General features: G+C 53.1%; 34 protein-coding genes. 27 read left to right on the top strand and 7 right to left on the bottom strand.

Features of this window, described 5'->3' with window-relative positions; translation table 11 throughout:
- Positions 1 to 43: 43 nt before the first annotated feature.
- Positions 44 to 676 carry a cAMP-activated global transcriptional regulator CRP gene (gene crp / locus NWV12_RS20265; RefSeq protein WP_000242758.1) on the bottom strand — a complete coding sequence of 211 codons (633 nt, stop codon included), beginning with the start codon at positions 674 to 676 and terminating at the stop codon, positions 44 to 46.
- Positions 677 to 987: 311 nt separating this feature from the next.
- Between crp and NWV12_RS20260 the strand changes: the two genes are divergently transcribed.
- Positions 988 to 1,392 (top strand): OsmC family protein, encoded by a 405-nt coding sequence (locus NWV12_RS20260; protein ID WP_008503018.1) that lies wholly within the window; start codon positions 988 to 990, stop codon positions 1,390 to 1,392.
- Between the two features lie 66 nt (positions 1,393 to 1,458).
- On the opposite strand, the gene NWV12_RS20255 is transcribed toward NWV12_RS20260, so the two are convergent.
- The 4 genes from NWV12_RS20255 to NWV12_RS20240 all read right to left on the bottom strand — a co-directional run bounded on the left by NWV12_RS20255 (position 1,459) and on the right by NWV12_RS20240 (position 5,613).
- Positions 1,459 to 2,328, bottom strand: coding sequence for a phosphoribulokinase (locus NWV12_RS20255; protein WP_023309465.1), 870 nt, complete (start codon positions 2,326 to 2,328; stop codon positions 1,459 to 1,461).
- Between the two features lie 30 nt (positions 2,329 to 2,358).
- A complete protein-coding gene (locus NWV12_RS20250) occupies positions 2,359 to 2,577 on the bottom strand; it encodes a YheU family protein (protein WP_008503016.1) in 219 nt (72 codons plus the stop codon).
- On the bottom strand, positions 2,574 to 3,596 hold the full coding sequence (locus NWV12_RS20245) for a hydrolase (RefSeq protein ID WP_101744692.1): 1,023 nt from the start codon (positions 3,594 to 3,596) through the stop codon (positions 2,574 to 2,576). The genes NWV12_RS20250 and NWV12_RS20245 overlap by 4 nt, the downstream gene beginning before the upstream one ends.
- A gap of 112 nt (positions 3,597 to 3,708) precedes the next feature.
- Positions 3,709 to 5,613: an ABC transporter ATP-binding protein gene (locus NWV12_RS20240; RefSeq protein ID WP_033146795.1), complete on the bottom strand. Its 1,905-nt coding sequence runs from the start codon at positions 5,611 to 5,613 to the stop codon at positions 3,709 to 3,711.
- A gap of 135 nt (positions 5,614 to 5,748) precedes the next feature.
- On the opposite strand from NWV12_RS20240, the gene kefG reads away from it, so the two are divergent.
- The 4 genes from kefG to slyD all read left to right on the top strand — a co-directional run bounded on the left by kefG (position 5,749) and on the right by slyD (position 9,007).
- Positions 5,749 to 6,303, top strand: coding sequence for a glutathione-regulated potassium-efflux system ancillary protein KefG (gene kefG / locus NWV12_RS20235; protein ID WP_021242220.1), 555 nt, complete (start codon positions 5,749 to 5,751; stop codon positions 6,301 to 6,303).
- Positions 6,303 to 8,108, top strand: coding sequence for a glutathione-regulated potassium-efflux system protein KefB (gene kefB / locus NWV12_RS20230; protein ID WP_048981423.1), 1,806 nt, complete (start codon positions 6,303 to 6,305; stop codon positions 8,106 to 8,108). The genes kefG and kefB overlap by 1 nt, the downstream gene beginning before the upstream one ends.
- A 13-nt stretch (positions 8,109 to 8,121) precedes the next feature.
- Complete coding sequence (locus tag NWV12_RS20225; protein WP_033146793.1) at positions 8,122 to 8,322, top strand: YheV family putative zinc ribbon protein; 201 nt, start codon at positions 8,122 to 8,124, stop codon at positions 8,320 to 8,322.
- Between the two features lie 94 nt (positions 8,323 to 8,416).
- Positions 8,417 to 9,007 (top strand): peptidylprolyl isomerase, encoded by a 591-nt coding sequence (gene slyD / locus NWV12_RS20220; protein ID WP_014885491.1) that lies wholly within the window; start codon positions 8,417 to 8,419, stop codon positions 9,005 to 9,007.
- Between the two features lie 54 nt (positions 9,008 to 9,061).
- Here the strand turns inward: slyD and NWV12_RS20215 are convergent, their stop codons facing one another.
- On the bottom strand, positions 9,062 to 9,280 hold the full coding sequence (locus NWV12_RS20215; protein ID WP_023309461.1) for a protein SlyX: 219 nt from the start codon (positions 9,278 to 9,280) through the stop codon (positions 9,062 to 9,064).
- A 238-nt stretch (positions 9,281 to 9,518) separates the two neighbouring features.
- On the opposite strand from NWV12_RS20215, the gene fkpA reads away from it, so the two are divergent.
- The 11 genes from fkpA (at position 9,519) to bfr (ending at position 17,719) form a co-directional block, all read left to right on the top strand.
- Positions 9,519 to 10,337: an FKBP-type peptidyl-prolyl cis-trans isomerase gene (gene fkpA / locus NWV12_RS20210; RefSeq protein ID WP_023309460.1), complete on the top strand. Its 819-nt coding sequence runs from the start codon at positions 9,519 to 9,521 to the stop codon at positions 10,335 to 10,337.
- Positions 10,338 to 10,503: 166 nt separating this feature from the next.
- The gene (locus tag NWV12_RS20205; protein WP_014171909.1) at positions 10,504 to 11,226 is read left to right on the top strand and encodes a transcriptional regulator; all 723 of its coding nucleotides are present in this window, start codon (positions 10,504 to 10,506) and stop codon (positions 11,224 to 11,226) included.
- Positions 11,226 to 11,612, top strand: coding sequence for a sulfurtransferase complex subunit TusD (gene tusD / locus NWV12_RS20200; protein WP_033146792.1), 387 nt, complete (start codon positions 11,226 to 11,228; stop codon positions 11,610 to 11,612). The genes NWV12_RS20205 and tusD overlap by 1 nt, the downstream gene beginning before the upstream one ends.
- Positions 11,612 to 11,971 (top strand): sulfurtransferase complex subunit TusC, encoded by a 360-nt coding sequence (gene tusC, locus NWV12_RS20195; protein ID WP_033146791.1) that lies wholly within the window; start codon positions 11,612 to 11,614, stop codon positions 11,969 to 11,971. Before tusD ends, tusC begins: the two co-directional genes overlap by 1 nt.
- A gap of 7 nt (positions 11,972 to 11,978) precedes the next feature.
- Positions 11,979 to 12,266 (top strand): sulfurtransferase complex subunit TusB, encoded by a 288-nt coding sequence (tusB, locus tag NWV12_RS20190; RefSeq protein ID WP_033146790.1) that lies wholly within the window; start codon positions 11,979 to 11,981, stop codon positions 12,264 to 12,266.
- Positions 12,267 to 12,390: 124 nt separating this feature from the next.
- Entirely contained in the window at positions 12,391 to 12,765 is a 375-nt protein-coding gene (rpsL, locus tag NWV12_RS20185; protein WP_000246815.1) for a 30S ribosomal protein S12, read from the top strand.
- Positions 12,766 to 12,861: 96 nt separating this feature from the next.
- A complete protein-coding gene (rpsG, locus tag NWV12_RS20180) occupies positions 12,862 to 13,332 on the top strand; it encodes a 30S ribosomal protein S7 (RefSeq protein ID WP_004106370.1) in 471 nt (156 codons plus the stop codon).
- A gap of 96 nt (positions 13,333 to 13,428) precedes the next feature.
- Complete coding sequence (fusA, locus tag NWV12_RS20175) at positions 13,429 to 15,543, top strand: elongation factor G (protein ID WP_033146789.1); 2,115 nt, start codon at positions 13,429 to 13,431, stop codon at positions 15,541 to 15,543.
- Positions 15,544 to 15,612: 69 nt separating this feature from the next.
- Positions 15,613 to 16,797, top strand: coding sequence for an elongation factor Tu (gene tuf, locus NWV12_RS20170; RefSeq protein ID WP_014068448.1), 1,185 nt, complete (start codon positions 15,613 to 15,615; stop codon positions 16,795 to 16,797).
- A 178-nt stretch (positions 16,798 to 16,975) separates the two neighbouring features.
- Complete coding sequence (bfd, locus tag NWV12_RS20165) at positions 16,976 to 17,170, top strand: bacterioferritin-associated ferredoxin (RefSeq protein WP_008503493.1); 195 nt, start codon at positions 16,976 to 16,978, stop codon at positions 17,168 to 17,170.
- A 72-nt stretch (positions 17,171 to 17,242) separates the two neighbouring features.
- Positions 17,243 to 17,719: a bacterioferritin gene (gene bfr / locus NWV12_RS20160; protein ID WP_008503492.1), complete on the top strand. Its 477-nt coding sequence runs from the start codon at positions 17,243 to 17,245 to the stop codon at positions 17,717 to 17,719.
- Here the strand turns inward: bfr and NWV12_RS20155 are convergent.
- Positions 17,703 to 18,176 (bottom strand): A24 family peptidase, encoded by a 474-nt coding sequence (locus NWV12_RS20155; RefSeq protein ID WP_048979825.1) that lies wholly within the window; start codon positions 18,174 to 18,176, stop codon positions 17,703 to 17,705. The two genes, bfr and NWV12_RS20155, sit on opposite strands and share 17 nt — an antisense overlap.
- A gap of 381 nt (positions 18,177 to 18,557) precedes the next feature.
- On the opposite strand from NWV12_RS20155, the gene rpsJ reads away from it, so the two are divergent.
- From rpsJ to rpsQ, 11 genes are read left to right on the top strand one after another with little or no spacing between them, the layout of a single operon-like run.
- Positions 18,558 to 18,869: a 30S ribosomal protein S10 gene (gene rpsJ, locus NWV12_RS20150; RefSeq protein ID WP_001181005.1), complete on the top strand. Its 312-nt coding sequence runs from the start codon at positions 18,558 to 18,560 to the stop codon at positions 18,867 to 18,869.
- Positions 18,870 to 18,901: 32 nt separating this feature from the next.
- On the top strand, positions 18,902 to 19,531 hold the full coding sequence (gene rplC, locus NWV12_RS20145) for a 50S ribosomal protein L3 (RefSeq protein WP_006178923.1): 630 nt from the start codon (positions 18,902 to 18,904) through the stop codon (positions 19,529 to 19,531).
- 10 nt (positions 19,532 to 19,541) lie between these two features.
- Positions 19,542 to 20,147 carry a 50S ribosomal protein L4 gene (gene rplD / locus NWV12_RS20140; RefSeq protein ID WP_000424395.1) on the top strand — a complete coding sequence of 202 codons (606 nt, stop codon included), beginning with the start codon at positions 19,542 to 19,544 and terminating at the stop codon, positions 20,145 to 20,147.
- Entirely contained in the window at positions 20,144 to 20,446 is a 303-nt protein-coding gene (rplW, locus tag NWV12_RS20135; protein ID WP_000617546.1) for a 50S ribosomal protein L23, read from the top strand. The genes rplD and rplW overlap by 4 nt, the downstream gene beginning before the upstream one ends.
- A 17-nt stretch (positions 20,447 to 20,463) precedes the next feature.
- On the top strand, positions 20,464 to 21,285 hold the full coding sequence (rplB, locus tag NWV12_RS20130) for a 50S ribosomal protein L2 (protein ID WP_000301859.1): 822 nt from the start codon (positions 20,464 to 20,466) through the stop codon (positions 21,283 to 21,285).
- A 16-nt stretch (positions 21,286 to 21,301) separates the two neighbouring features.
- A complete protein-coding gene (rpsS, locus tag NWV12_RS20125) occupies positions 21,302 to 21,580 on the top strand; it encodes a 30S ribosomal protein S19 (RefSeq protein ID WP_001138117.1) in 279 nt (92 codons plus the stop codon).
- A 14-nt stretch (positions 21,581 to 21,594) separates the two neighbouring features.
- A complete protein-coding gene (gene rplV, locus NWV12_RS20120) occupies positions 21,595 to 21,927 on the top strand; it encodes a 50S ribosomal protein L22 (RefSeq protein ID WP_002919773.1) in 333 nt (110 codons plus the stop codon).
- Between the two features lie 17 nt (positions 21,928 to 21,944).
- Entirely contained in the window at positions 21,945 to 22,646 is a 702-nt protein-coding gene (rpsC, locus tag NWV12_RS20115; protein ID WP_000529945.1) for a 30S ribosomal protein S3, read from the top strand.
- 12 nt (positions 22,647 to 22,658) lie between these two features.
- A complete protein-coding gene (rplP, locus tag NWV12_RS20110) occupies positions 22,659 to 23,069 on the top strand; it encodes a 50S ribosomal protein L16 (RefSeq protein WP_002919759.1) in 411 nt (136 codons plus the stop codon).
- Entirely contained in the window at positions 23,069 to 23,260 is a 192-nt protein-coding gene (rpmC, locus tag NWV12_RS20105) for a 50S ribosomal protein L29 (protein ID WP_003863282.1), read from the top strand. The genes rplP and rpmC overlap by 1 nt, the downstream gene beginning before the upstream one ends.
- Positions 23,260 to 23,514, top strand: coding sequence for a 30S ribosomal protein S17 (gene rpsQ, locus NWV12_RS20100; RefSeq protein WP_008503489.1), 255 nt, complete (start codon positions 23,260 to 23,262; stop codon positions 23,512 to 23,514). Before rpmC ends, rpsQ begins: the two co-directional genes overlap by 1 nt.
- The last annotated feature ends 106 nt before the right edge of the window (positions 23,515 to 23,620 follow it).

Raw genomic sequence — 23,620 nt, 5'->3', positions numbered from 1 at the left:
AAAACGGCGTGACACCTTGCGATGGCACGCCGTTTAAGCGGAATTAACGCGTTCCGTAGACCACGATGGTTTTACCGTGGGCGGAGATCAGGTTTTGATCTTCCAGCATTTTCAGGATACGGCCCACTGTTTCACGGGAGCAACCGACGATCTGACCAATTTCCTGACGGGTAATTTTAATTTGCATGCCGTCCGGGTGGGTCATGGCGTCTGGCTGTTTCGCCAGGTTCAGCAGGGTTTGTGCGATACGGCCGGTAACGTCCAGGAAGGCGAGGTTACCCACTTTCTCTGACGTGACCTGCAGACGGCGCGCCATCTGGGAAGAAAGACGCATCAGGATGTCAGGGTTAACCTGAATCAGCTGACGGAACTTCTTGTAAGAAATTTCAGCCACTTCACATGCTGTCTTTGCTCGAACCCAGGCGCTACGTTCCTGGCCCTCTTCAAACAGGCCCAGTTCACCGATGAAATCGCCCTGGTTCAGATAAGAAAGGATCATCTCTTTCCCTTCTTCATCTTTGATCAGCACTGCCACCGAGCCTTTAACGATGTAATACAACGTTTCCGCTTTTTCACCCTGGTGAATCAGCGTGCTCTTCGATGGGTACTTATGAATGTGGCAATGAGACAAGAACCATTCGAGAGTCGGGTCTGTTTGCGGTTTGCCAAGCACCATGCGCTGTTATCCTCTGTTATAAGCTGTCACCAGAGTCATCAGATGCATCCGGACTCTGGGGTTGCAATCGAATTCTTACCCATACCCTGGGAAGTCGGCTACCGTAACGTTTCGCAGCCAGTAAAGTTTGATGTCCTCTGCATACACGTGTAACGTCAATGTATTACTGTAGCATCCTGAGTGTTTTAGCATAGCTTTCGCCGCGTGTCTCCTGGTGTCTCGCTTCAGCATGATGCAGGTCGCCTTCCATTGCGATAAATGTAACGCACACGTAATCTGTCACCAAAAATGCAACGTTGGAGTTAATGAATATGCAAGCGCGCGTGAAATGGGTTGAAGGTTTAACGTTCCTGGGCGAGTCCGCGTCAGGACACCAGATTTTGATGGACGGTAACTCCGGCGATAAAGCACCCAGCCCAATGGAAATGGTGCTGATGGCGGCAGGCGGATGCAGCGCAATTGATGTGGTGTCGATTCTGCAAAAAGGACGTCATGACGTGACGGATTGTGAGGTTAAACTCACGTCAGAGCGTCGCGAAGAGGCGCCACGCCTGTTCACCCATATTAACCTGCACTTTGTGGTCACCGGTAAAGAGCTGAAAGACGCGGCGGTCTCGCGTGCGGTGGACCTGTCTGCGGAAAAGTACTGCTCGGTGGCGTTAATGCTGGAGAAAGCGGTAAAAATCACGCATTCGTATGAAGTGATCGAGGCGTGATTGATGGGGCATCGTGCGTGTTGATGCCCTCACCCTAACCCTCTCCCACAGGGAGAGGGAACATGCTCACGCGATCTGCTTCCCTTCCATCAGTCGCTCCACCAGCGGCGTCATGATGAGCTCCATCGCCAGCCCCATTTTTCCGCCCGGCACGACTAACGTATTCATGTGCGAAATAAACGAGCCCTGCAGCATTGCCAGCAGCCAAGGGTAATCAATGCCTTCGAGATTGCGGAAATGGATCACCACAAAGCTCTCATCCAGCGACGGGATGCTTTTAGCGGCAAACGGGTTCGAGGTGTCCACCGTCGGCACGCGCTGGAAGTTGATATGGGTGCGGGAGAACTGCGGCGTCAGGAAGTTAATGTAATCCTCCATGGAGCGCACCACGGAGTCCATCACCGCCTCTCGCGAATGGCCGCGCTCGCTCATGTCGCGCGTCAGCTTCTGGATCCACTCCAGGTTAACGATAGGGACCACGCCGACCAGCAGATCCACGTGGCGCGCCACGTCGTGTTGAGGGGTGACCACGCCGCCGTGCAATCCTTCGTAAAACAGGACGTCGGTGGGTTCCGGCAGCGGCTGCCACGGGGTAAAGGTTCCCGGCACCTGATTCCAGGGTACGGCTTCATCATAGGTGTGCAGATACTTGCGGGACTGCCCTTTGCCGCTCTTACCGTACTCTATAAAGGTTTGTTCCAGCAGGCCGAAGTCATTGGCCTCCGGGCCGAAGTAGCTGATGTGTTTACCCGAATCGCGCGCCTTACGAATGGCCATGTCCATCTCCGGACGCGTGTAGCGGTGAAAGCTGTCGCCTTCGACCTCCGCCGCACGGAGATTCAGCTGGGCGAAAATCTTGCGAAATGCGAGGCTGGTGGTGGTGGTTCCCGCACCACTCGACCCCGTAACGGCAATAACCGGATGTCTGGCAGACATAGCAACTCCCTGACTGAAAAGGGTGGAAGATCAGCCGTGAAACGCGTTGCGGGGCATGATATTGACCGTCTCATGCAGTTCTGACCACACCAGCACCACGTCGCCGCTTTTCAGCTGGCGCTTAACATCGTTGACCTTTTGCTCAAGCGAGCGTTCCTGTTCACCATAATCGGTGCCTTCGCGTAATACAAAGCTTTCAATCAGATTATCGAGCGTTTCGGGAGCCAGATCCTGCCAGGGAATAATCATTTTGCACCGTCCAGATAAGGGGTCAGCCAGTCAGGAATACGCGCCTCAAGCCACATTTTCGGGCGGCGCAGCGTGCCGCCGATAAACCCGACGTGGCCGCCGTGCTCCGTCAACTGATAGTGAACGTTGTCGGGCAGGAATTCCTGAGCGGGGATCGAGTGATGATCCATAAACGGGTCATCTTTGGCATGAATAATCAGCGTCGGCTGCGTGATCTTGCTGAGCAGCGGCATGGCGCTGCACTGACGATAATAGTCAATCGCATCGGCGAAGCCGTGGATTTTCGCGGTGATCAGGTCGTCGAACTCGCGGATACGACGCACCTTTTTCAGCTGGCGCAGGCTTACCGGCAGGGTATCCGGGTAGGCCTTCAGCTTACGCGCCGCGTTGGCCTTCAGCAGGTTGAGCAGGTAGCGCTGGTAGACGCGGGAAAAGCCTTTATCCATGTGGTAGCTGCACTGCTCGAGCATAAACGGCGCGGAGACAATGACGGTGGCATCCAGCGGTACGCTTTCGCCCTCTTTGGCCAGCAGACAGGCCAGCATATTGCCGCCCAGCGAGTAGCCCACGGCGGCCGTTGGCACGGTGCCATAATTTTCCCGCAGCCAGTGTAAAAACCACGTCCCGTCTTCGGTTTCACCCGAGTGATAAATGCGTTTCTGACGATTCGGTTCACCGCTGCAGCCGCGAAAATGCATCACCACGCCGAGCCAGCCGCGCGCTTTTGCCGCCTCAATTAGCCCATGCGCATACGGGCTGTGCAGGCTGCCTTCCAGACCGTGGAAAACCACCAGACGCGGCTTATGGCGAGCCTGTTCAGGCGCTTCGCTCCAGGCGAGATCCAGAAAATCACCGTCTGGCAGGTCAAGCCGTTGCCAGTGCGGGGTGAACTGAACCTTGCGGCGGATCAGTCGCGGCAGCATGGTCTGCAAATGCGGATTGGCCACGCCGCGCATAGGCACGAACTCAGTGCTGTCTTCGGCCGCAATGTCGAAGTCTGATGGAATGATTTGGGTCATAAGCGCGATGCTGATTCTTGTCGGAAATTTACGATACTTTCCGAATTGTACCCCGTTTAAGCTGGATTTCCGAACCCGGTACGGATTCTGTTCTTCAAACGGGGTAAACCGGTCAGTCAGCCTGCAGCATCGCTTCCAGCTGTTCCTGCGCGTCGAGCCACGCCATCTCGCACTCTTCGAGACTGGATTTGGTCTTCGCCTGGGTTTGCAGGCAGTCGGTCAGCTCAGCCTTGCGGCTCTGGTCATACAGGCCGCTATCACCGAGCTTCTCTTCAACGATAGCCAGCGTGGCGTTGAGTTTTTCCATCTCTTTTTCGAGACGGGTAATCTCTTTACGCAGGGGCTGCGTCTGGGTGCGGAGCTCCGCTTCACGGCGCTTCTGGTCTTTACGCGCCTGCGCGCTGTTGGCGTTGTCTTTCGCTGACTCTTCCGGCTGGTTTTCCTGCTTCTGCACGTCCGTCAGCCACTGCTGATAGTCTTCCAGATCGCCGTCGAACGGTTCGACTTTGCCGCCGTGCACTAAATAGAGATCGTCCGTGGTGGAGCGGATCAGGTGACGGTCGTGCGAAACCACCACCAGCGCGCCTTCGAACTCAATCAGCGCTTCGGTCAGCGCCTGACGCATGTCGAGATCCAGGTGGTTGGTCGGTTCATCGAGCAGCAGCAGGTTCGGGCGCTGCCAGACGATCAGCGCCAGCACCAGACGGGCCTTTTCGCCGCCGGAGAAGCGCTCGGTGTTTTCAGTCACCTTATCGCCCTGGAAGCCGAAGCCGCCGAGATAGTCGCGCAGCTTCTGCTCCATCTCCTGCGGCGCAAGACGCGCGAGGTGCTGAATCGGCGATTCATCCGCGCGTAAAAATTCCAGCTGATGCTGGGCGAAGTAACCCAGTTTGATGCCCTTCGCCAGGCCGATTTCGCCGCTGACCGGGTTAAGCTCGCCCGCCAGCAGTTTGATCAGCGTCGATTTACCGGCGCCGTTACGCCCCAGCAGGCCAATGCGGGAACCCGGCACCAGGTTGAGCTTGATGGAGTCGAGAATAATGCGGTCGGCATAGCCAGCGCTGACTTTTTCCATTTTCAGCAGCGGGTTAGGCAGGCTTTCCGGCTCGCGGAAGCTGAAGTGGAACGGGTTATCCACGTGCGCCGGGGCGATCATCTCCATGCGTTCCAGCATCTTGATGCGGCTCTGGGCCTGCTTGGCTTTTGAGGCTTTGGCCTTAAAGCGATCCACGAAGCTCTGCAGATGCGCCACGCGCTGCTGCTGGCTTTCGTACATGGACTGCTGCTGGGCGAGACGCGTCGCGCGCTGGCGCTCGAAGGAGCTGTAGTTGCCGGTGTACTCGAACATCGTTTGCTGTTCGATATGAATAATTTTATCCACCACCGGGTCAAGGAAGTCGCGGTCGTGGGAGATCAGAATCAGAGTGCCCTGATAGCTCTTGAGCCACTTCTCCAGCCAAATAACCGCATCGAGATCGAGGTGGTTGGTCGGTTCGTCGAGCAACAGCAGGTCAGAGCGGCAGATCAGCGCCTGCGCCAGGTTGAGGCGCATACGCCAGCCGCCGGAGAAGTCGCTGACCGGGCGTTCCAGCTGTTCGTTGCTGAAGCCCAGGCCGTGCAGCAGGCTGGAGGCGCGGGAGCGAATGGTCCACGCGTCGATGGCGTCCAGCTTGCCGTGAACGGTGGCGATGGCGTGACCGTCGTTGCGCTCGTTAGCAGAATGAAGTTCCGCTTCGAGCTTGCGGTATTCACGGTCGCCGTCGATAACATAGTCGAGTGCCGGTTCGCTCAGCGCAGGCGTCTCCTGGTTTACCCAGGCGAGCTGCCAGTTCCCCGGGAAGGTAAAGTTACCGCCATCCGCGCTAATCTCGTTTTTCAGCAGCGCCAGCAGGGTGGATTTACCGCAGCCGTTTTTGCCGACCAGGCCCACTTTTTGGCCCGGGTTGATGGTAGCAGTGGCGTTATCCAGCAGGACGCGCACGCCGCGACGAATTTGTAACGAGGAGAAAACAATCATAGAAGCGCCGTATGTTCCGACTATGTTAATTTGTCATTATGATAATGTAAGGTGTGGGCCATTTTCCGCACCGGGCCGCCATGGTAGCCCAAAACAGCGACGATACACAAAAACAGAAACAAGACCGGGAGGGGAATGATGTCTCAGACAGCAAAAGTGCTGCTGCTGTATGCCCATCCGGAATCTCAGGACTCGGTGGCAAACCGGGTGCTGCTTAAGCCGGCCACACAGCTTAGTAACGTAACGGTGCACGATCTCTACGCGCACTATCCTGATTTCTTTATTGATATCCCTTACGAGCAGGAGCTGCTGCGTCAGCATGACGTGATTGTGTTCCAGCATCCGCTTTATACCTATAGCTGTCCGGCGCTGCTGAAAGAGTGGCTGGACCGCGTGCTGAGCCGGGGCTTCTCCAGCGGGGTGGGGGGCAACCAGCTGGCGGGAAAGTACTGGCGTAGTGTGATTACGACCGGTGAACCCGAAAGCGCTTACCGTCACGACGGGCTGAACCGCTATCCGATGAGCGATATCCTCAGGCCATTCGAACTGACGGCGGCCATGTGCCGTATGCACTGGATGAGCCCGATTATTGTCTACTGGGCGCGGCGTCAGGATCCGAAAGAGCTGGCAAGCCACGCCAGAGCCTACGGTGAATGGCTGGCGTCGCCCATTCCGGCAGGAGGTCGTTAATGGAAGGATCGAATTTACTCCTTGCCGGGGTGCTGTTTTTATTTGCGGCCGTCGTCGCGGTGCCGCTTGCTGCACGCATTGGTATCGGTGCGGTGCTGGGGTATCTGCTGGCGGGGATCGCGATTGGGCCCTGGGGGCTGGGATTCATCAGCGATGTAGATGAGATCCTCCATTTCTCCGAGCTGGGCGTGGTGTTCCTGATGTTCATCATCGGCCTGGAGCTGAATCCTTCGAAATTGTGGCAACTCCGGCGCTCTATCTTTGGCGTGGGCGCCGCGCAGGTGTTGTTCAGCGCCGCGATCCTGGGCGGCCTGTTAATGCTGACCCACTTTTCATGGCAGGCGGCGGTGATTGGCGGGATAGGCCTTGCGATGTCGTCGACGGCGATGGCGCTGCAGCTGATGCGCGATAAAGGGATGAATCGCAACGAAGCCGGTCAGCTTGGCTTTTCGGTGCTGCTGTTCCAGGATTTGGCGGTGATCCCGGCGCTGGCGCTGGTGCCGCTGCTGGCGGGGTCCGGGGACGATCACTTCGACTGGGCTAAAATCGCCATGAAGGTGCTGGCCTTCGCGGGCATGCTGATTGGTGGTCGTTTCCTGTTACGCCCCGTGTTCCGCTTTATTGCCGCGTCTGGCGTTCGCGAGGTGTTTACCGCCGCGACGCTGCTGCTGGTGCTGGGATCGGCGTTGTTTATGGACGCGCTGGGGCTGTCGATGGCGCTCGGGACCTTTATCGCCGGGGTGCTGCTGGCGGAGAGCGAGTATCGGCACGAACTGGAAATTGCCATCGATCCCTTCAAAGGGCTGCTGCTAGGCCTGTTCTTTATTTCGGTGGGGATGGCGCTTAACCTTGGCGTCCTCTATACCCATCTGCTGTGGGTGATAGTGAGCGTCGCCATTCTGGTCGCGGTGAAGATGCTGGTGCTGTACGTGATGTCACGTATCTACGGGCTGCGCAGTTCGGAACGCATGCAGTTTGCCAGCGTGTTAAGCCAGGGAGGCGAGTTCGCGTTTGTGCTGTTCTCGACCGCATCCTCCCAGAAGCTGTTTAAAGACGATCAGATGGCGCTTTTGCTGGTGACGGTCACGCTGTCTATGATGACCACGCCGCTGCTGATGAAGATGGTGGATAAACTGCTGTCGCGCCGCCTGAACCCAAATGACGATGAAGACGAAGCGCCGTGGGTGGAAGACGACAAGCCGCAGGTGATTGTGGTGGGCTTTGGCCGTTTTGGACAGGTGATTGGACGCCTGCTGATGGCGAACAAAATGCGCATTACGGTACTGGAGCGGGATATCAGCGCGGTCAACCTGATGCGTAAATATGGCTACAAGGTTTACTACGGCGATGCGACCCAGCTCGAGCTGCTGCGCTCGGCGGGGGCGGAAGCGGCAGAGTCCATCGTGATTACCTGTAATGATCCGGAAGACACGATGAAGCTGGTGGATCTGTGCCAGCAGCATTTCCCGCATCTGCATATTCTGGCGCGTGCGCGGGGACGTGTTGAAGCTCACGAATTGTTGCAGGCGGGTGTGAAACACTTCTCCCGTGAGACGTTCTCCAGTGCGCTGGAGCTGGGCCGTAAGGCGCTGATCTCGCTCGGCATGCATCCGCATCAGGCGCAGCGCGCCCAGATGCACTTCCGCCGGCTGGATATGCGGATGCTGCGCGAGCTTATGCCGGTACATACCGATACGGCGCAGATCTCCCGCGTGCGGGAAGCGCGTCGCGAGCTGGAGGAGATCTTCCAGCGAGAGATGCAACAGGAACGACGCCAGCTTGATGGCTGGGATGAATTTGAATAAAGGGTAACGAAAGATGGCTGTACGTAAACGCTTTATCGCGGGTGCAAAATGCCCGACCTGCCAGGCGCAAGATACCTTGGCGATGTGGCGGGAAAATAATGTTGATGTTGTTGAGTGTGTTAAGTGCGGTCACCAGATGCGTGAGGCCGATAAAGAGGCCCGCGATCACGTTCGCAAAGAAGAGCAAGTTATCGGGATTTTTCATCCGGACTAGCGATATGCCCTGAGTTTTTTTAAGCTAAAGGGTACACGGGTGCAGATTTCCGCTACAATCTGCGCCAGCAATTTTCCCACGCTCAGGAGATATCATGAAAGTAGCAAAAGACCTGGTGGTCAGCCTGGCCTATCAGGTACGTACAGAAGACGGTGTGTTGGTTGATGAGTCTCCGGTGAGTGCGCCGCTTGACTACCTGCATGGTCACGGCTCCCTGATTTCTGGCCTGGAAACCGCGCTGGAAGGTCATGAAGTTGGCGACAAATTTGACGTTGCTGTAGGCGCGAACGACGCTTACGGTCAGTATGACGACAACCTGGTTCAGCGCGTTCCTAAAGACGTGTTCATGGGCGTTGACGAACTGCAGGTTGGCATGCGCTTCCTGGCTGAAACTGACCAGGGCCCGGTTCCTGTTGAAATCACCGAAGTGGAAGATGACCACGTCGTGGTTGACGGTAACCACATGCTGGCTGGCCAGAACCTGAAGTTCAACGTAGAAGTTGTTGCGATCCGTGAAGCGACCGAAGAAGAGCTGGCTCATGGCCACGTTCACGGTGCGCACGGTCACGACCATGACCACGATCACGGCCACGACGGCTGCTGCGGTGGTCACGGCCACGATCACGACCATGGTCACGACCACGGTAAAGGTGGTTGCGGTAACGGCGGCTGCGGTTGCCACTAATTCCGTCATGCGGAAAATAAAAAAGCGGGATAATAATCCCGCTTTTTTTACGCCTCAATAATGAGGAGGTGGCGTCTCTTCTGACTGAGAGGCAATGTTTGACGGCTGTGTAGCCTTCAGCTTTTCCGTCAGCAGGCGCATATGATCCCGCAGTTTTGCCATTTCGAGCTCATGTGCGGTCACGGTCTGGTTTAGCTCTTCGATGGTGATGTCCTGAAAAGCCAGGCGGCTTTCCAGCTCAGCCATTCTCGCTTCTATTGCTGTATCCTTCATCATTCACCTCGTTTATTTCAGATTCGCCATAATGGCCCTGCGGCGGCGCAGTTTAACTGAGTTTATCCTTAAGTACAGTCCGCATCCCCTTGGCAGGAAACTTATTTAAACAAAAATAGTCTGAAAAGTGGCGAGAATTGGAAGTGTCTGTCTGTAGATTTCTTCCGCAACGTTTTATAGTACGTAACTCATTTACGTTTAACGCTGGGGTGAGAGTCCCCAGGCCCTGGAGATATGGATGAAATCACTGTTTAAAGTAACGCTGCTGGCGACGACGATGGCTGTTGCGCTGAACGCGCCGCTGTCATTCGCTGCTGATACTGCTGCGAAGCCTGCTGCCACTGCAGACAGCAAAGCGGCGTTCAAAAATGACGACCAGAAATCCGCCTACGCACTGGGCGCATCTCTGGGTCGCTACATGGAAAACTCTCTGAAAGAACAAGAGAAACTGGGCATCAAACTGGATAAAGCTCAGCTGATCGCGGGCGTTCAGGACGCATTTGCAGATAAGAGCAAGCTGTCTGACCAGGAAATTGAACAGACTCTGCAGGCGTTCGAAGCGCGCGTGAAGGGTGCCGCGCAGACCAAGATGGACGCGGACGCTAAAGACAACGAAGCGAAAGGCAAAGCCTACCGCGATACCTTTGCCAAAGAGAAAGGTGTGAAAACCTCTTCTACCGGCCTGGTGTACAAAGTTGAGAAAGAAGGCACCGGCGATGCGCCTAAAGACAGCGACACCGTTGTTGTGAACTACAAAGGTACGCTGATCGACGGTAAAGAGTTCGATAACTCTTACACCCGCGGTGAGCCGCTCTCCTTCCGTCTGGATGGTGTGATCCCTGGCTGGACTGAAGGCCTGAAAAACATCAAGAAAGGCGGCAAGATCAAGATGGTTATCCCACCGGATCTGGCCTATGGCAAAACCGGCGTTCCGGGTATCCCTGCCAACTCTACGCTGGTCTTTGACGTAGAGCTGCTGGATATCAAACCGGCACCGAAAGCGGATGCGAAAGCAGACGCACCGGCTGACGATAAAGCCGCTGCTGCTAAGAAGTAATGTTGAAAAAAACCGCCGCCTTTCAGGCGGCGGTTTTTTTATTGTGGGGCAGATATAATTAACACTGGAAAGCGCTACGCACGCTGTATTAATTTAGTTGTCCGTGTAGATAATGAGCCTGCCCTGAAAACCTAACGACAGGCTCCTGAAAAGGAGTGTTTTTTTCATGTCCAGGTCGCTTTTAACCAACGAAACCAGTGAACTTGATTTGCTGGATCAACGTCCTTTCGATCAGACCGACTTCGATATTCTGAAATCCTACGAAGCGGTAGTGGACGGGTTAGCGATGCTCATTGGCTCCCACTGCGAAATCGTATTGCACTCCCTGCAAGATCTGAAGTGTTCCGCCATCCGCATTGCGAATGGTGAGCATACTGGCCGTAAAATTGGTTCGCCAATTACCGACCTTGCATTGCGTATGCTGCATGACATGACCGGCGCGGACAGCAGCGTCTCAAAATGCTATTTCACCCGCGCCAAAAGCGGCGTGCTGATGAAATCAGAAACCATCGCGATTCGAAACCGCGAGCATCGTGTTATTGGGCTGCTGTGCATCAACATGAACCTTGATGTGCCATTCTCGCAAATTATGAGCACCTTTATTCCACCAGAAACGCCGGACGTTGGCTCTTCTGTTAACTTTGCCTCCTCCGTTGAAGATCTGGTGACGCAGACGCTTGAGTTTACGATTGAAGAGGTGAATGCCGATCGCAACGTCTCGAACAACGCCAAGAATCGCCAGATCGTGCTTAATCTCTACGAAAAAGGGATTTTTGATATTAAAGACGCCATCAACCAGGTGGCCGATCGTCTGAACATCTCCAAGCACACGGTCTACCTCTATATTCGCCAGTTCAAAAGCGGCGATTTCCAGGGACAAGACAAGTAATGCGTTTTGCGTTAATGGTGACAGGCCCGGCGTACGGCACTCAGCAGGCCAGCAGCGCGCTGCAGTTTGCGCATGCGCTACTGGCGGCCGGACATGAGCTAGCGAGCGTCTTCTTCTATCGGGAAGGGGTGTATAACGCGAATCAGTTTACGTCACCGGCGAGCGACGAATTCGATCTGGTGCGCGCCTGGCAGGCATTAAACGAAAAGCAGGGCGTAGAACTGCACATCTGCGTGGCGGCGGCACTGCGCCGCGGGGTGACCGATGCAACCGAAGCCGCACGTCTTGGTTTATCGGGTTCTAACCTGCAGCCCGGCTTTTCGTTGAGTGGCCTGGGTGCACTGGCACAGGCGGCATTAACCTGCGACAGAGTGGTGCAATTCTGATGAAGCGTGTCGCGTTTGTTTTTTCCTCCGCACCGCACGGCAATGCGTCCGGCAGAGAAGGGCTGGATGCGCTGCTCGCGACCTCAGCATTGACCGAAGATATCGGTGTCTTCTTTTTGGGCGACGGCGTATTTCAGCTTCTGGCGGGGCAACAGCCTCAGGCCATTCTGGCGCGTGATTACATCGCGACGTTCAAAGTGTTACCGCTTTACGATATCGAAACCTTCTATGTCTGTGCCGACTCCCTGGCTGCGCGCGGCCTAAACGAGGCAACGCCTTTCGTGCTGGATGTGACAGTCTTGTCTTCTGCTGCATTGCGCGAACACCTTTCCCACTACGACACCGTTCTGACTTTCTGAGGCTGACATGCTCCATACTCTGAGCCATTCACCGTGGCAATGTGATATCGACGCGTTACTGAGTATGCTGCGCGAAGGTGATGACCTGCTGCTGATTCAGGATGGTGTGCTTGCCGCACTGGACGGCAGTCGTTTCGTTGAAATTCTCACGAATGCCCCCATAACAGTCTCTGCGCTGAAGGACGATCTGGATGCGCGGGGTCTTTCTGGTCAAATTTCAGCCAAAATTGACGTGGTTGGCTATACTGATTTCGTCAATCTTACTGTGACGCACGCCAGTCAAATGAACTGGTGATTTGAGATCGCTGTATATTTCTTGACACCTTTTCGACGTAGCCCTAAAATTTCGCGTCCTCATATTGTATGAGGTCGTTTTATTACGTGTTTACGAAGCAAAAGCTAAAACCAGGAGCTATTTAATGGCAACAGTTAACCAGCTGGTACGCAAACCACGCGCACGCAAAGTTGCAAAGAGCAACGTGCCTGCGCTGGAAGCCTGCCCGCAGAAACGTGGCGTATGTACTCGTGTATATACCACCACTCCTAAAAAACCAAACTCCGCACTGCGTAAAGTATGCCGTGTGCGTTTGACTAACGGTTTCGAAGTGACTTCCTACATCGGTGGTGAAGGTCACAACCTGCAGGAACACTCCGTGATCCTGATCCGTGGCGGTCGTGTTAAAGACCTTCCGGGTGTTCGTTACCACACCGTTCGTGGTGCGCTCGACTGCTCAGGTGTTAAAGACCGTAAGCAGGCTCGCTCCAAGTACGGCGTGAAGCGTCCTAAGGCTTAATGGTTCTCCGTTAAGTAAGGCCAAACTGATTTATCTTAATGTCAAACTAAACTCTTTGAGTTTTGGACAATCCTGAATTAACAACGGAGTATTCCCATGCCACGTCGTCGCGTCATTGGTCAGCGTAAAATTCTTCCAGATCCGAAATTCGGATCAGAACTGCTGGCAAAATTTGTAAATATCCTGATGGTAGATGGTAAAAAATCTACTGCAGAAGCAATCGTATACAGCGCGCTTGAGACCCTGGCTCAGCGTTCTGGTAAAAATGAACTGGAAGCTTTCGAAGTCGCTCTCGACAACGTTCGCCCAACCGTAGAAGTTAAGTCCCGCCGCGTTGGTGGTTCTACTTATCAGGTTCCAGTTGAAGTTCGTCCGGTTCGTCGTAATGCTCTGGCAATGCGTTGGATCGTTGAAGCTGCTCGTAAACGCGGTGATAAATCCATGGCTCTGCGTCTGGCGAACGAACTTTCTGATGCTGCAGACAACAAAGGTACTGCAGTTAAGAAACGTGAAGACGTTCACCGTATGGCAGAAGCCAACAAGGCGTTCGCACACTACCGTTGGTAATCCCTTCGGAGTATTAGTCACCAGGCGGGCGCTTCAGAGAAGCCGCCCGCTCTGGGTAACTTAACTGAACGCCTAAAGATATAAACGAGGAATCAAATGGCTCGTACAACACCCATCGCACGCTACCGTAACATCGGTATCAGTGCGCACATCGACGCCGGTAAAACCACTACTACCGAACGTATTCTGTTCTACACCGGTGTAAACCATAAAATCGGTGAAGTTCATGACGGCGCAGCCACCATGGACTGGATGGAACAGGAGCAGGAGCGTGGTATCACTATCACCTCCGCAGCGACTACTGCATTCTGGTCAGGTATGGCTAAGCAGTACGAACCGCATCGCGTAAACATCATCGACACCCCAGGGCACGTTGACTTCACCATCGAAGTAGAACGTTCCATGCGTGTTCTTGACGGCGCGGTAATGGTTTATTGCGCAGTTGGTGGTGTTCAGCCACAGTCTGAAACCGTATGGCGTCAGGCGAACAAATATAAAGTTCCACGCATCGCGTTCGTTAACAAAATGGACCGTATGGGTGCTAACTTCCTGAAAGTTGTTGGCCAGATCAAAACCCGTCTGGGCGCGAACCCTGTTCCGCTGCAGCTGGCAATTGGTGCTGAAGAAGGCTTCACCGGCGTTATCGACCTGGTGAAAATGAAAGCCATCAACTGGAACGATGCAGACCAGGGCGTTACCTTCGAATACGAAGATATCCCAGCTGCAATGCAGGACCTGGCTGACGAATGGCACCAGAACCTGATCGAATCCGCTGCTGAAGCTTCTGAAGAGCTGATGGAGAAATACCTGGGTGGTGAAGAACTGACTGAAGAAGAGATCAAAAAAGCTCTGCGTCAGCGCGTTCTGAACAACGAAATCATCCTGGTAACCTGTGGTTCTGCGTTCAAGAACAAAGGTGTTCAGGCGATGCTGGATGCGGTAGTTGACTACCTGCCATCCCCAGTTGACGTTCCTGCGATCAACGGCATCCTGGACGACGGTAAAGATACTCCGGCTGAGCGTCACGCAAGCGACGAAGAGCCATTCTCTGCACTGGCGTTCAAAATTGCTACCGACCCATTCGTGGGTAACCTGACCTTCTTCCGCGTTTACTCTGGTGTGGTTAACTCCGGTGACACCATCCTGAACTCCGTGAAAGCGGCGCGTGAACGTTTTGGCCGTATCGTACAGATGCACGCTAACAAACGTGAAGAGATCAAAGAAGTTCGTGCGGGCGACATCGCTGCAGCTATCGGTCTGAAAGACGTGACCACTGGTGACACCCTGTGTGACCCGGATCACCCGATCATTCTGGAGCGTATGGAATTCCCTGAGCCGGTAATCTCCATCGCAGTTGAACCAAAAACCAAAGCTGACCAGGAAAAAATGGGTCTGGCTCTGGGCCGTCTGGCAAAAGAAGACCCATCATTCCGCGTATGGACTGATGAAGAATCTAACCAGACCATCATCGCTGGTATGGGTGAACTGCACCTGGACATCATCGTTGACCGTATGAAGCGTGAATTCAACGTTGAAGCGAACGTGGGTAAACCTCAGGTTGCTTACCGCGAAGCGATTCGCGCGAAAGTTACCGATGTTGAAGGTAAACACGCTAAGCAGTCTGGTGGTCGCGGTCAGTACGGTCACGTTGTGATCGACATGTACCCACTGGAGCCGGGCTCTAACCCGAAAGGTTACGAGTTCATCAACGACATTAAAGGTGGTGTAATTCCTGGCGAATACATCCCAGCCGTTGATAAAGGCATCCAGGAACAGCTGAAAGCGGGCCCTCTGGCTGGCTATCCGGTTGTTGACATGGGTGTTCGTCTGCACTTCGGTTCTTACCACGACGTTGACTCCTCTGAACTGGCGTTTAAACTGGCTGCGTCTATTGCCTTTAAAGAAGGCTTTAAGAAAGCAAAACCAGTTCTGCTTGAGCCAATCATGAAGGTTGAAGTAGAAACTCCTGAAGAGAACACCGGTGACGTTATCGGTGACTTGAGCCGTCGTCGCGGTATGCTGCGTGGTCAGGAATCCGAAGTAACTGGCGTTAAGATCCACGCTGAAGTTCCGCTGTCTGAAATGTTCGGATATGCAACTCAGCTGCGTTCTCTGACCAAAGGTCGTGCATCATACACCATGGAATTCCTGAAGTATGATGATGCGCCTAACAACGTTGCTCAGGCCGTTATTGAAGCCCGTGGTAAGTAATCCACAGGATTAAAACCTAAGTCCCGTGCTCTCTCCACAGGGGAGAGCACTATAGTAAGGAATATAGCCGTGTCTAAAGAAAAATTTGAACGTACAAAACCGCACGTCAACGTTGGTACTATCGGCCACGTTGACCATGGTAAAACTACCCTGACTGCTGCAATCACTACCGTTCTGGCTAAAACCTACGGTGGTTCTGCTCGTGCATTCGACCAGATCGATAACGCACCAGAAGAAAAAGCTCGTGGTATCACCATCAACACTTCCCACGTTGAATATGACACCCCGACTCGCCACTACGCACACGTAGACTGCCCAGGCCACGCCGACTATGTTAAAAACATGATCACCGGTGCTGCGCAGATGGACGGCGCGATCCTGGTTGTTGCTGCGACTGACGGCCCAATGCCTCAGACTCGTGAGCACATCCTGCTGGGTCGTCAGGTAGGCGTTCCTTTCATCATCGTGTTCCTGAACAAATGCGACATGGTTGATGACGAAGAGCTGCTGGAACTGGTAGAGATGGAAGTTCGTGAACTGCTGTCTCAGTACGATTTCCCAGGCGACGATACTCCAATCGTTCGTGGTTCTGCTCTGAAAGCGCTGGAAGGCGAAGCTGAGTGGGAAGCTAAAATCATCGAACTGGCTGGCTTCCTGGATTCTTACATCCCAGAACCAGAGCGTGCGATTGACAAGCCGTTCCTGCTGCCAATCGAAGACGTATTCTCCATCTCCGGTCGTGGTACCGTTGTTACCGGTCGTGTAGAGCGCGGTATCATCAAAGTTGGTGAAGAAGTTGAAATCGTTGGTATCAAAGAGACTGCTAAGTCTACCTGTACTGGCGTTGAAATGTTCCGCAAACTGCTGGACGAAGGCCGTGCTGGTGAGAACGTTGGTGTTCTGCTGCGTGGTATCAAACGTGAAGAAATCGAACGTGGTCAGGTTCTGGCGAAGCCAGGCTCAATCAAGCCACACACCAAGTTCGAATCTGAAGTATACATCCTGTCCAAAGACGAAGGCGGCCGTCATACTCCGTTCTTCAAAGGCTACCGTCCACAGTTCTACTTCCGTACAACTGACGTGACCGGTACCATCGAACTGCCAGAAGGCGTTGAGATGGTAATGCCAGGCGACAACATCAAGATGGTTGTGACTCTGATCCACCCAATCGCGATGGACGACGGTCTGCGTTTCGCAATCCGTGAAGGCGGCCGTACCGTTGGCGCGGGCGTTGTTGCTAAAGTTCTGGGCTAATTAATTATCCCCGAATAAAAAAGGACGCTTCGGCGTCCTTTTTTGTTTTCTGCCGCTCAGTTACTATCACAAAATTTCGCATTTTTTGCCTGCTCCCGCCCCGTATTGTGGCGTTTGTGCTATTGTAATCATAACCATTCTCACTTACACTTTGCGCATAATTTGAACGGGAGTCTCTATGTACGTTTGTTTATGTAATGGTGTAAGCGACAAGAAAATACGTCAGGCCGTTCGCCAGTTTCAGCCTCAGTCATTTCAGCAGCTACGCAAATTTGTTCCGGTGGGAAATCAATGCGGTAAATGTGTACGTGCTGCGCGAGAGATCATGCAGGACGAATTGATGCAGATCCCGGAATACAAAGAGATCGCGTAAGCGCCCATCTTTTTTTTGACATCCCTGTAGCCCGATCTACGCTTCAATGAGTGGAAGCGGAGGGACTATATAATGAAAGGTGATGTTAAAATCATAAGTTATCTCAATAAATTATTGGGAAATGAGCTTGTCGCAATTAACCAGTACTTTCTTCACGCAAGAATGTTCAAAAACTGGGGGCTTAAACGTCTGAACGACGTTGAGTACCATGAATCGATCGATGAAATGAAGCACGCTGATAAATATATCGAGCGTATTTTATTCCTTGAAGGTATTCCAAACCTGCAGGATCTCGGAAAGCTGGGCATCGGAGAAGATGTCGAAGAGATGCTGCGTTCCGACCTCAGGCTGGAACTTGAAGGTGCCAAAGATCTCCGTGAAGCCATTGCCTATGCCGACAGCGTACATGACTACGTCAGTCGCGATATGATGATCCAGATCCTGGCCGATGAAGAAGGCCATATTGACTGGCTGGAAACGGAGCTGGATCTGATTGCTAAAATCGGTCTGCAGAACTACCTTCAGTCGCAGATTAAAGTGGAAGAGTAACCACCGTCTTCCAGCCTACGCATAAACCCGCTGCTGCCAGAAATGGCCCAAAAGGCAGTGGGTTTTTTAATGCTCCCTTATCGCCGGTGAGTAACGAAAACACAAGAATGCTAAGTAGCGCCATAAGCGCAGCGAGTAACGCCAGTGTAGGCAGCATGCACCAGCCATGCCACGCGCCAAGCGCCGCCAGGTATTTTACATCGCCGTATCCCATCCCTTCACGCCGGCAGATAAACCGATATCCCCAGTAAATAACGGCAAAGCCGACATATCCAGCCATCGCTCCCACCACTGCACTCGGCAGAAAATCAGGTTGGACACAGAGCTGAAAGAGCAGGCCCGCCCATAGCAACGGGCAGAGAAATTTATCGGGAAGCAGTCCGTAGCGAATATCTGCACGGACGAGAAAGGTAGTCAGCGAAAAATAGATCAGCAAAAAGGGGAGGGTGGTTAACATGGCAAAGGCCTCAAAGGGGTTTGAGCGCATACTCGTTATAATCGACCTGGCCGGCAATCTACGAAATCGACACTTGCGTAGGGGTTCCAGACAAAGAAACGAGAACGGATTACATTGCATAAAATGTTGCGCACCTTAACGCATCCTCCGCCACTGGCGCTTAATTTCTAAACGGCACTTGCGTCTTGTCCAGATTTACGTATAATGCGCGGGCTTGTCGTAATTGACGGCGGGTTCAATCAGAACCAGAGTAGCTCATTTTGTTACTCAACAATGCTCCCAATTGGGGAGCTACGTAAGAACGGTTACACTCTCCCATCAATCGTAATGGGTTTGAGGAGTAATCATTTTCGTTTATAAAATAATTGGAGCTCTGGTCTCATGCAGAACCAAAGAATCCGTATCCGCCTTAAAGCGTTTGATCATCGTCTGATCGATCAATCAACCGCGGAAATCGTCGAGACTGCTAAGCGCACTGGTGCGCAAGTCCGTGGTCCGATCCCGCTGCCGACCCGCAAAGAGCGCTTCACCGTTCTGATCTCTCCGCACGTCAACAAAGACGCGCGTGATCAGTACGAAATCCGCACTCACAAGCGTCTGGTTGACATCGTTGAGCCAACTGAGAAAACCGTTGATGCTCTGATGCGTCTGGATCTGGCTGCCGGTGTAGACGTGCAGATCAGCCTGGGTTAATCAGGTCATCGAGCGATTGAGAGGTTGATACAATGATTGGTTTAGTCGGTAAAAAAGTGGGCATGACCCGCATCTTCACTGAAGATGGCGTTTCAATCCCAGTAACCGTAATCGAAGTTGAAGCAAACCGCGTTACCCAGGTTAAAGATCTGGCTAACGATGGCTACCGCGCTGTTCAGGTGACCACTGGTGCTAAAAAAGCTAACCGTGTAACCAAACCAGAAGCGGGTCACTTCGCTAAAGCTGGCGTAGAAGCTGGCCGTGGTCTGTGGGAATTCCGTCTTGCTGAAGGCGAAGAGTTCACCGTAGGTCAGGACATTAGCGTTGAGCTGTTTGCTGACGTTAAAAAAGTTGACGTAACCGGTACCTCTAAAGGTAAAGGTTTTGCTGGTACCGTTAAGCGCTGGAACTTCCGTACCCAGGACGCTACCCACGGTAACTCCTTGTCTCACCGCGTTCCGGGTTCTATCGGTCAGAACCAGACTCCGGGCAAAGTGTTCAAAGGCAAGAAAATGGCAGGTCAGCTGGGTAACGAACGTGTGACCGTTCAGAGCCTGGACGTAGTACGTGTTGACGCTGAGCGCAACCTGCTGCTGGTTAAAGGTGCAGTTCCGGGTGCAACCGGTAGCGACCTGATCGTTAAACCAGCTGTGAAGGCGTAAGGGGATAGCAATGGAATTAGTATTGAAAGACGCGCAGAGCGCGCTGACTGTTTCCGAAACTACCTTCGGTCGTGATTTCAACGAAGCGCTGGTTCACCAGGTTGTTGTTGCTTATGCAGCTGGTGCTCGTCAGGGTACTCGTGCTCAGAAGACTCGTGCTGAAGTAACTGGTTCTGGCAAAAAGCCATGGCGCCAGAAAGGTACCGGCCGTGCGCGTTCAGGTTCTATCAAGAGCCCGATCTGGCGTTCAGGTGGCGTGACCTTCGCTGCGCGTCCACAGGACCACAGTCAAAAAGTTAACAAAAAGATGTACCGCGGCGCGCTGAAAAGCATCCTGTCCGAACTGGTACGTCAGGATCGTCTGATCGTTGTCGAGAAGTTCTCTGTTGAAGCGCCTAAAACTAAGCTGCTGGCACAGAAACTGAAAGACATGGCTCTGGAAGATGTGCTGATCATCACCGGTGAGCTGGACGAGAACCTGTTCCTGGCCGCACGTAACCTGCACAAGGTTGACGTACGCGATGCGACTGGTATCGACCCGGTTAGCCTGATCGCCTTCGACAAAGTCGTAATGACTGCTGATGCTGTTAAGCAAGTTGAGGAGATGCTGGCATGATTCGTGAAGAACGTCTGCTGAAGGTGCTTCGCGCACCGCACGTTTCTGAAAAAGCGTCTACTGCGATGGAAAAAACAAACACCATCGTTCTCAAAGTTGCTAAAGACGCGACCAAAGCAGAGATCAAAGCTGCTGTGCAGAAACTGTTTGAAGTCGAAGTCGAAGTCGTTAACACCCTGGTAGTTAAAGGGAAAGTTAAACGTCACGGACAGCGTATCGGTCGTCGTAGCGACTGGAAAAAAGCTTACGTCACCCTGAAAGAAGGCCAGAATCTGGACTTCGTTGGCGGCGCTGAGTAAGTCGGAGGAGTAATACAATGGCAGTTGTTAAATGTAAACCGACATCTCCGGGTCGTCGCCACGTAGTTAAAGTGGTTAACCCTGAGCTGCACAAGGGCAAACCTTTTGCTCCGTTGCTGGAAAAAAACAGCAAATCCGGTGGTCGTAACAACAATGGCCGTATCACCACTCGTCACATCGGTGGTGGCCACAAGCAGGCTTATCGTATTGTTGACTTCAAACGCAACAAAGACGGTATCCCAGCAGTTGTTGAACGTCTTGAGTACGATCCGAACCGTTCCGCGAACATCGCGCTGGTTCTGTACAAAGACGGCGAACGCCGTTACATCCTGGCCCCTAAAGGCCTGAAAGCTGGCGACCAGATTCAGTCTGGCGTTGATGCTGCAATCAAAGCAGGCAACACCCTGCCGATGCGCAATATCCCGGTTGGTTCTACCGTTCATAACGTAGAAATGAAACCAGGTAAAGGCGGTCAGCTGGCACGTTCCGCTGGTACTTACGTTCAGATCGTTGCTCGTGATGGTGCTTATGTCACCCTGCGTCTGCGTTCTGGTGAAATGCGTAAAGTCGAAGCAGACTGCCGCGCTACTCTGGGCGAAGTTGGCAATGCTGAGCATATGCTGCGCGTTCTGGGTAAAGCAGGTGCTGCACGCTGGCGTGGTGTTCGTCCTACCGTTCGCGGTACTGCGATGAACCCAGTCGACCACCCACATGGTGGTGGTGAAGGTCGTAACTTTGGTAAGCACCCGGTAACTCCGTGGGGCGTTCAGACCAAAGGTAAGAAGACCCGCAGCAACAAGCGTACTGATAAATTTATCGTACGTCGCCGTAGCAAATAATTTTAGAGGATAAGCCATGCCACGTTCTCTCAAGAAAGGTCCTTTTATTGACCTGCACTTGCTGAAGAAGGTAGAGAAAGCGGTGGAAAGCGGAGACAAGAAGCCCCTGCGCACTTGGTCCCGTCGTTCAACGATCTTTCCTAACATGATCGGTTTGACCATCGCTGTCCATAATGGTCGTCAGCACGTTCCAGTCTTTGTTACCGACGAAATGGTTGGTCACAAACTGGGTGAATTCGCACCGACTCGTACTTATCGCGGCCACGCTGCTGATAAAAAAGCGAAGAAGAAATAAGGTAGGAGGAAGAGATGGAAACTTTAGCTCAACATCGCCATGCTCGTTCTTCTGCTCAGAAGGTTCGCCTTGTTGCTGACCTGATTCGCGGTAAGAAAGTGTCGCAGGCCCTGGACATCCTGACCTATACCAACAAGAAAGCTGCGGTATTGGTCAAGAAAGTACTGGAATCTGCCATTGCTAACGCTGAACACAACGATGGCGCTGACATCGACGATCTGAAAGTCGCGAAAATTTTCGTAGATGAAGGCCCAAGCATGAAGCGCATTATGCCGCGTGCGAAAGGTCGTGCAGATCGCATCCTGAAGCGCACCAGCCACATTACTGTGGTTGTGTCCGATCGCTGAGACTCTGGAGACTAGCAATGGGTCAGAAAGTACATCCTAATGGTATTCGCCTGGGTATTGTAAAACCATGGAACTCTACCTGGTTTGCGAACACCAAAGAATTCGCTGACAACCTGGACAGCGATTTTAAAGTACGTCAGTACCTGACTAAGGAACTGGCTAAAGCGTCTGTATCTCGTATCGTTATCGAGCGTCCAGCGAAGAGCATCCGTGTGACTATTCACACTGCTCGTCCTGGCATCGTTATCGGTAAGAAAGGCGAAGACGTAGAAAAACTGCGCAAGGTCGTAGCGGATATCGCTGGCGTTCCTGCACAGATCAATATCGCTGAAGTTCGTAAGCCTGAACTGGACGCTAAATTGGTTGCTGACAGCATCACTTCACAGCTGGAACGTCGTGTTATGTTCCGTCGTGCTATGAAGCGTGCTGTACAGAACGCAATGCGTCTGGGCGCTAAAGGTATCAAAGTTGAAGTTAGCGGCCGTCTGGGCGGCGCGGAAATCGCACGTACCGAATGGTACCGCGAAGGTCGTGTACCGCTGCACACTCTGCGTGCTGACATCGACTACAACACCTCTGAAGCGCACACCACTTACGGTGTAATCGGCGTTAAGGTATGGATCTTCAAAGGTGAGATCCTGGGTGGTATGGCTGCTGTTGAACAACCGGAAAAACCGGCTGCTCAACCTAAAAAGCAGCAGCGTAAAGGCCGTAAATAAGGAGCGTCGCTGATGTTACAACCAAAGCGTACAAAATTCCGTAAAGTGCACAAAGGCCGCAACCGTGGTCTGGCGCAGGGTACGGATGTTAGCTTCGGCACTTTCGGTCTGAAAGCTGTTGGCCGTGGTCGTCTGACTGCACGTCAGATCGAAGCAGCACGTCGTGCAATGACCCGTGCAGTTAAGCGTCAAGGTAAGATCTGGATCCGTGTATTCCCGGACAAACCGATCACCGAGAAGCCACTGGAAGTTCGTATGGGTAAAGGTAAAGGTAACGTGGAGTACTGGGTTGCCTTGATCCAACCGGGCAAAGTCCTTTATGAAATGGACGGTGTTCCGGAAGAGCTGGCCCGTGAAGCCTTCGGCCTGGCAGCAGCGAAACTGCCTATCAAAACCACCTTTGTAACTAAGACGGTGATGTAATGAAAGCAAAAGAGCTGCGTGAAAAAAGCGTTGAAGAGCTGAACGCTGAGCTGCTGAACCTGCTGCGTGAGCAGTTCAACCTGCGTATGCAGGCTGCAAGTGGCCAGCTGCAACAGACTCACCTGCTGAAGCAAGTGCGTCGCAATGTTGCACGCGTTAAGACTTTACTGACTCAGAAGGCGGGTGCGTAATGACCGATAAAATCCGTACTCTGCAAGGTCGTGTTGTTAGCGACAAAATGGAGAAATCCATTGTTGTAGCTATCGAACGTATTGTGAAACACCCGATCTACGGTAAATTCATCAAGCGTACGACCAAACTGCACGTACATGACGAGAACAACGAATGTGGTATCGGCGACAAGGTTGAAATCCGTGAATGCCGTCCACTGTCCAAGACTAAGTCCTGGACGCTGGTTCGCGTTGTAGAGAAAGCGGTTCTGTAATACAGTACGCCTTCTCAATACGAATAAACGGCTCAGCGATGAGCCGTTTATTTTTTCTACCCATATTGCAGAAGCGGTGTTATAATGCCGCGCCCTCGATATGGGG

The sequence above is a fragment of the Enterobacter sp. Crenshaw genome, assembly GCF_024734705.1.
GTDB classification, from domain to species: domain Bacteria; phylum Pseudomonadota; class Gammaproteobacteria; order Enterobacterales; family Enterobacteriaceae; genus Enterobacter; species Enterobacter asburiae_B.
Note: the sequence above shows the minus strand (reverse complement) of the source record. Positions and strands in the feature narration are given on the sequence as shown.

Coding starts and splice junctions, on each gene's coding strand:
- crp (WP_000242758.1), bottom strand. CDS start 676: ATGGTGCTTGGCAAACCGCAAACAGACCCGACTCTCGAATGGTTCTTG.
- NWV12_RS20260 (WP_008503018.1), top strand. CDS start 988: ATGCAAGCGCGCGTGAAATGGGTTGAAGGTTTAACGTTCCTGGGCGAG.
- NWV12_RS20255 (WP_023309465.1), bottom strand. CDS start 2,328: ATGTCTGCCAGACATCCGGTTATTGCCGTTACGGGGTCGAGTGGTGCG.
- NWV12_RS20250 (WP_008503016.1), bottom strand. CDS start 2,577: ATGATTATTCCCTGGCAGGATCTGGCTCCCGAAACGCTCGATAATCTG.
- NWV12_RS20245 (WP_101744692.1), bottom strand. CDS start 3,596: ATGACCCAAATCATTCCATCAGACTTCGACATTGCGGCCGAAGACAGC.
- NWV12_RS20240 (WP_033146795.1), bottom strand. CDS start 5,613: ATGATTGTTTTCTCCTCGTTACAAATTCGTCGCGGCGTGCGCGTCCTG.
- kefG (WP_021242220.1), top strand. CDS start 5,749: ATGATGTCTCAGACAGCAAAAGTGCTGCTGCTGTATGCCCATCCGGAA.
- kefB (WP_048981423.1), top strand. CDS start 6,303: ATGGAAGGATCGAATTTACTCCTTGCCGGGGTGCTGTTTTTATTTGCG.
- NWV12_RS20225 (WP_033146793.1), top strand. CDS start 8,122: ATGGCTGTACGTAAACGCTTTATCGCGGGTGCAAAATGCCCGACCTGC.
- slyD (WP_014885491.1), top strand. CDS start 8,417: ATGAAAGTAGCAAAAGACCTGGTGGTCAGCCTGGCCTATCAGGTACGT.
- NWV12_RS20215 (WP_023309461.1), bottom strand. CDS start 9,280: ATGAAGGATACAGCAATAGAAGCGAGAATGGCTGAGCTGGAAAGCCGC.
- fkpA (WP_023309460.1), top strand. CDS start 9,519: ATGAAATCACTGTTTAAAGTAACGCTGCTGGCGACGACGATGGCTGTT.
- NWV12_RS20205 (WP_014171909.1), top strand. CDS start 10,504: ATGTCCAGGTCGCTTTTAACCAACGAAACCAGTGAACTTGATTTGCTG.
- tusD (WP_033146792.1), top strand. CDS start 11,226: ATGCGTTTTGCGTTAATGGTGACAGGCCCGGCGTACGGCACTCAGCAG.
- tusC (WP_033146791.1), top strand. CDS start 11,612: ATGAAGCGTGTCGCGTTTGTTTTTTCCTCCGCACCGCACGGCAATGCG.
- tusB (WP_033146790.1), top strand. CDS start 11,979: ATGCTCCATACTCTGAGCCATTCACCGTGGCAATGTGATATCGACGCG.
- rpsL (WP_000246815.1), top strand. CDS start 12,391: ATGGCAACAGTTAACCAGCTGGTACGCAAACCACGCGCACGCAAAGTT.
- rpsG (WP_004106370.1), top strand. CDS start 12,862: ATGCCACGTCGTCGCGTCATTGGTCAGCGTAAAATTCTTCCAGATCCG.
- fusA (WP_033146789.1), top strand. CDS start 13,429: ATGGCTCGTACAACACCCATCGCACGCTACCGTAACATCGGTATCAGT.
- bfd (WP_008503493.1), top strand. CDS start 16,976: ATGTACGTTTGTTTATGTAATGGTGTAAGCGACAAGAAAATACGTCAG.
- bfr (WP_008503492.1), top strand. CDS start 17,243: ATGAAAGGTGATGTTAAAATCATAAGTTATCTCAATAAATTATTGGGA.
- NWV12_RS20155 (WP_048979825.1), bottom strand. CDS start 18,176: ATGTTAACCACCCTCCCCTTTTTGCTGATCTATTTTTCGCTGACTACC.
- rpsJ (WP_001181005.1), top strand. CDS start 18,558: ATGCAGAACCAAAGAATCCGTATCCGCCTTAAAGCGTTTGATCATCGT.
- rplC (WP_006178923.1), top strand. CDS start 18,902: ATGATTGGTTTAGTCGGTAAAAAAGTGGGCATGACCCGCATCTTCACT.
- rplD (WP_000424395.1), top strand. CDS start 19,542: ATGGAATTAGTATTGAAAGACGCGCAGAGCGCGCTGACTGTTTCCGAA.
- rplW (WP_000617546.1), top strand. CDS start 20,144: ATGATTCGTGAAGAACGTCTGCTGAAGGTGCTTCGCGCACCGCACGTT.
- rplB (WP_000301859.1), top strand. CDS start 20,464: ATGGCAGTTGTTAAATGTAAACCGACATCTCCGGGTCGTCGCCACGTA.
- rpsS (WP_001138117.1), top strand. CDS start 21,302: ATGCCACGTTCTCTCAAGAAAGGTCCTTTTATTGACCTGCACTTGCTG.
- rplV (WP_002919773.1), top strand. CDS start 21,595: ATGGAAACTTTAGCTCAACATCGCCATGCTCGTTCTTCTGCTCAGAAG.
- rpsC (WP_000529945.1), top strand. CDS start 21,945: ATGGGTCAGAAAGTACATCCTAATGGTATTCGCCTGGGTATTGTAAAA.
- rplP (WP_002919759.1), top strand. CDS start 22,659: ATGTTACAACCAAAGCGTACAAAATTCCGTAAAGTGCACAAAGGCCGC.
- rpmC (WP_003863282.1), top strand. CDS start 23,069: ATGAAAGCAAAAGAGCTGCGTGAAAAAAGCGTTGAAGAGCTGAACGCT.
- rpsQ (WP_008503489.1), top strand. CDS start 23,260: ATGACCGATAAAATCCGTACTCTGCAAGGTCGTGTTGTTAGCGACAAA.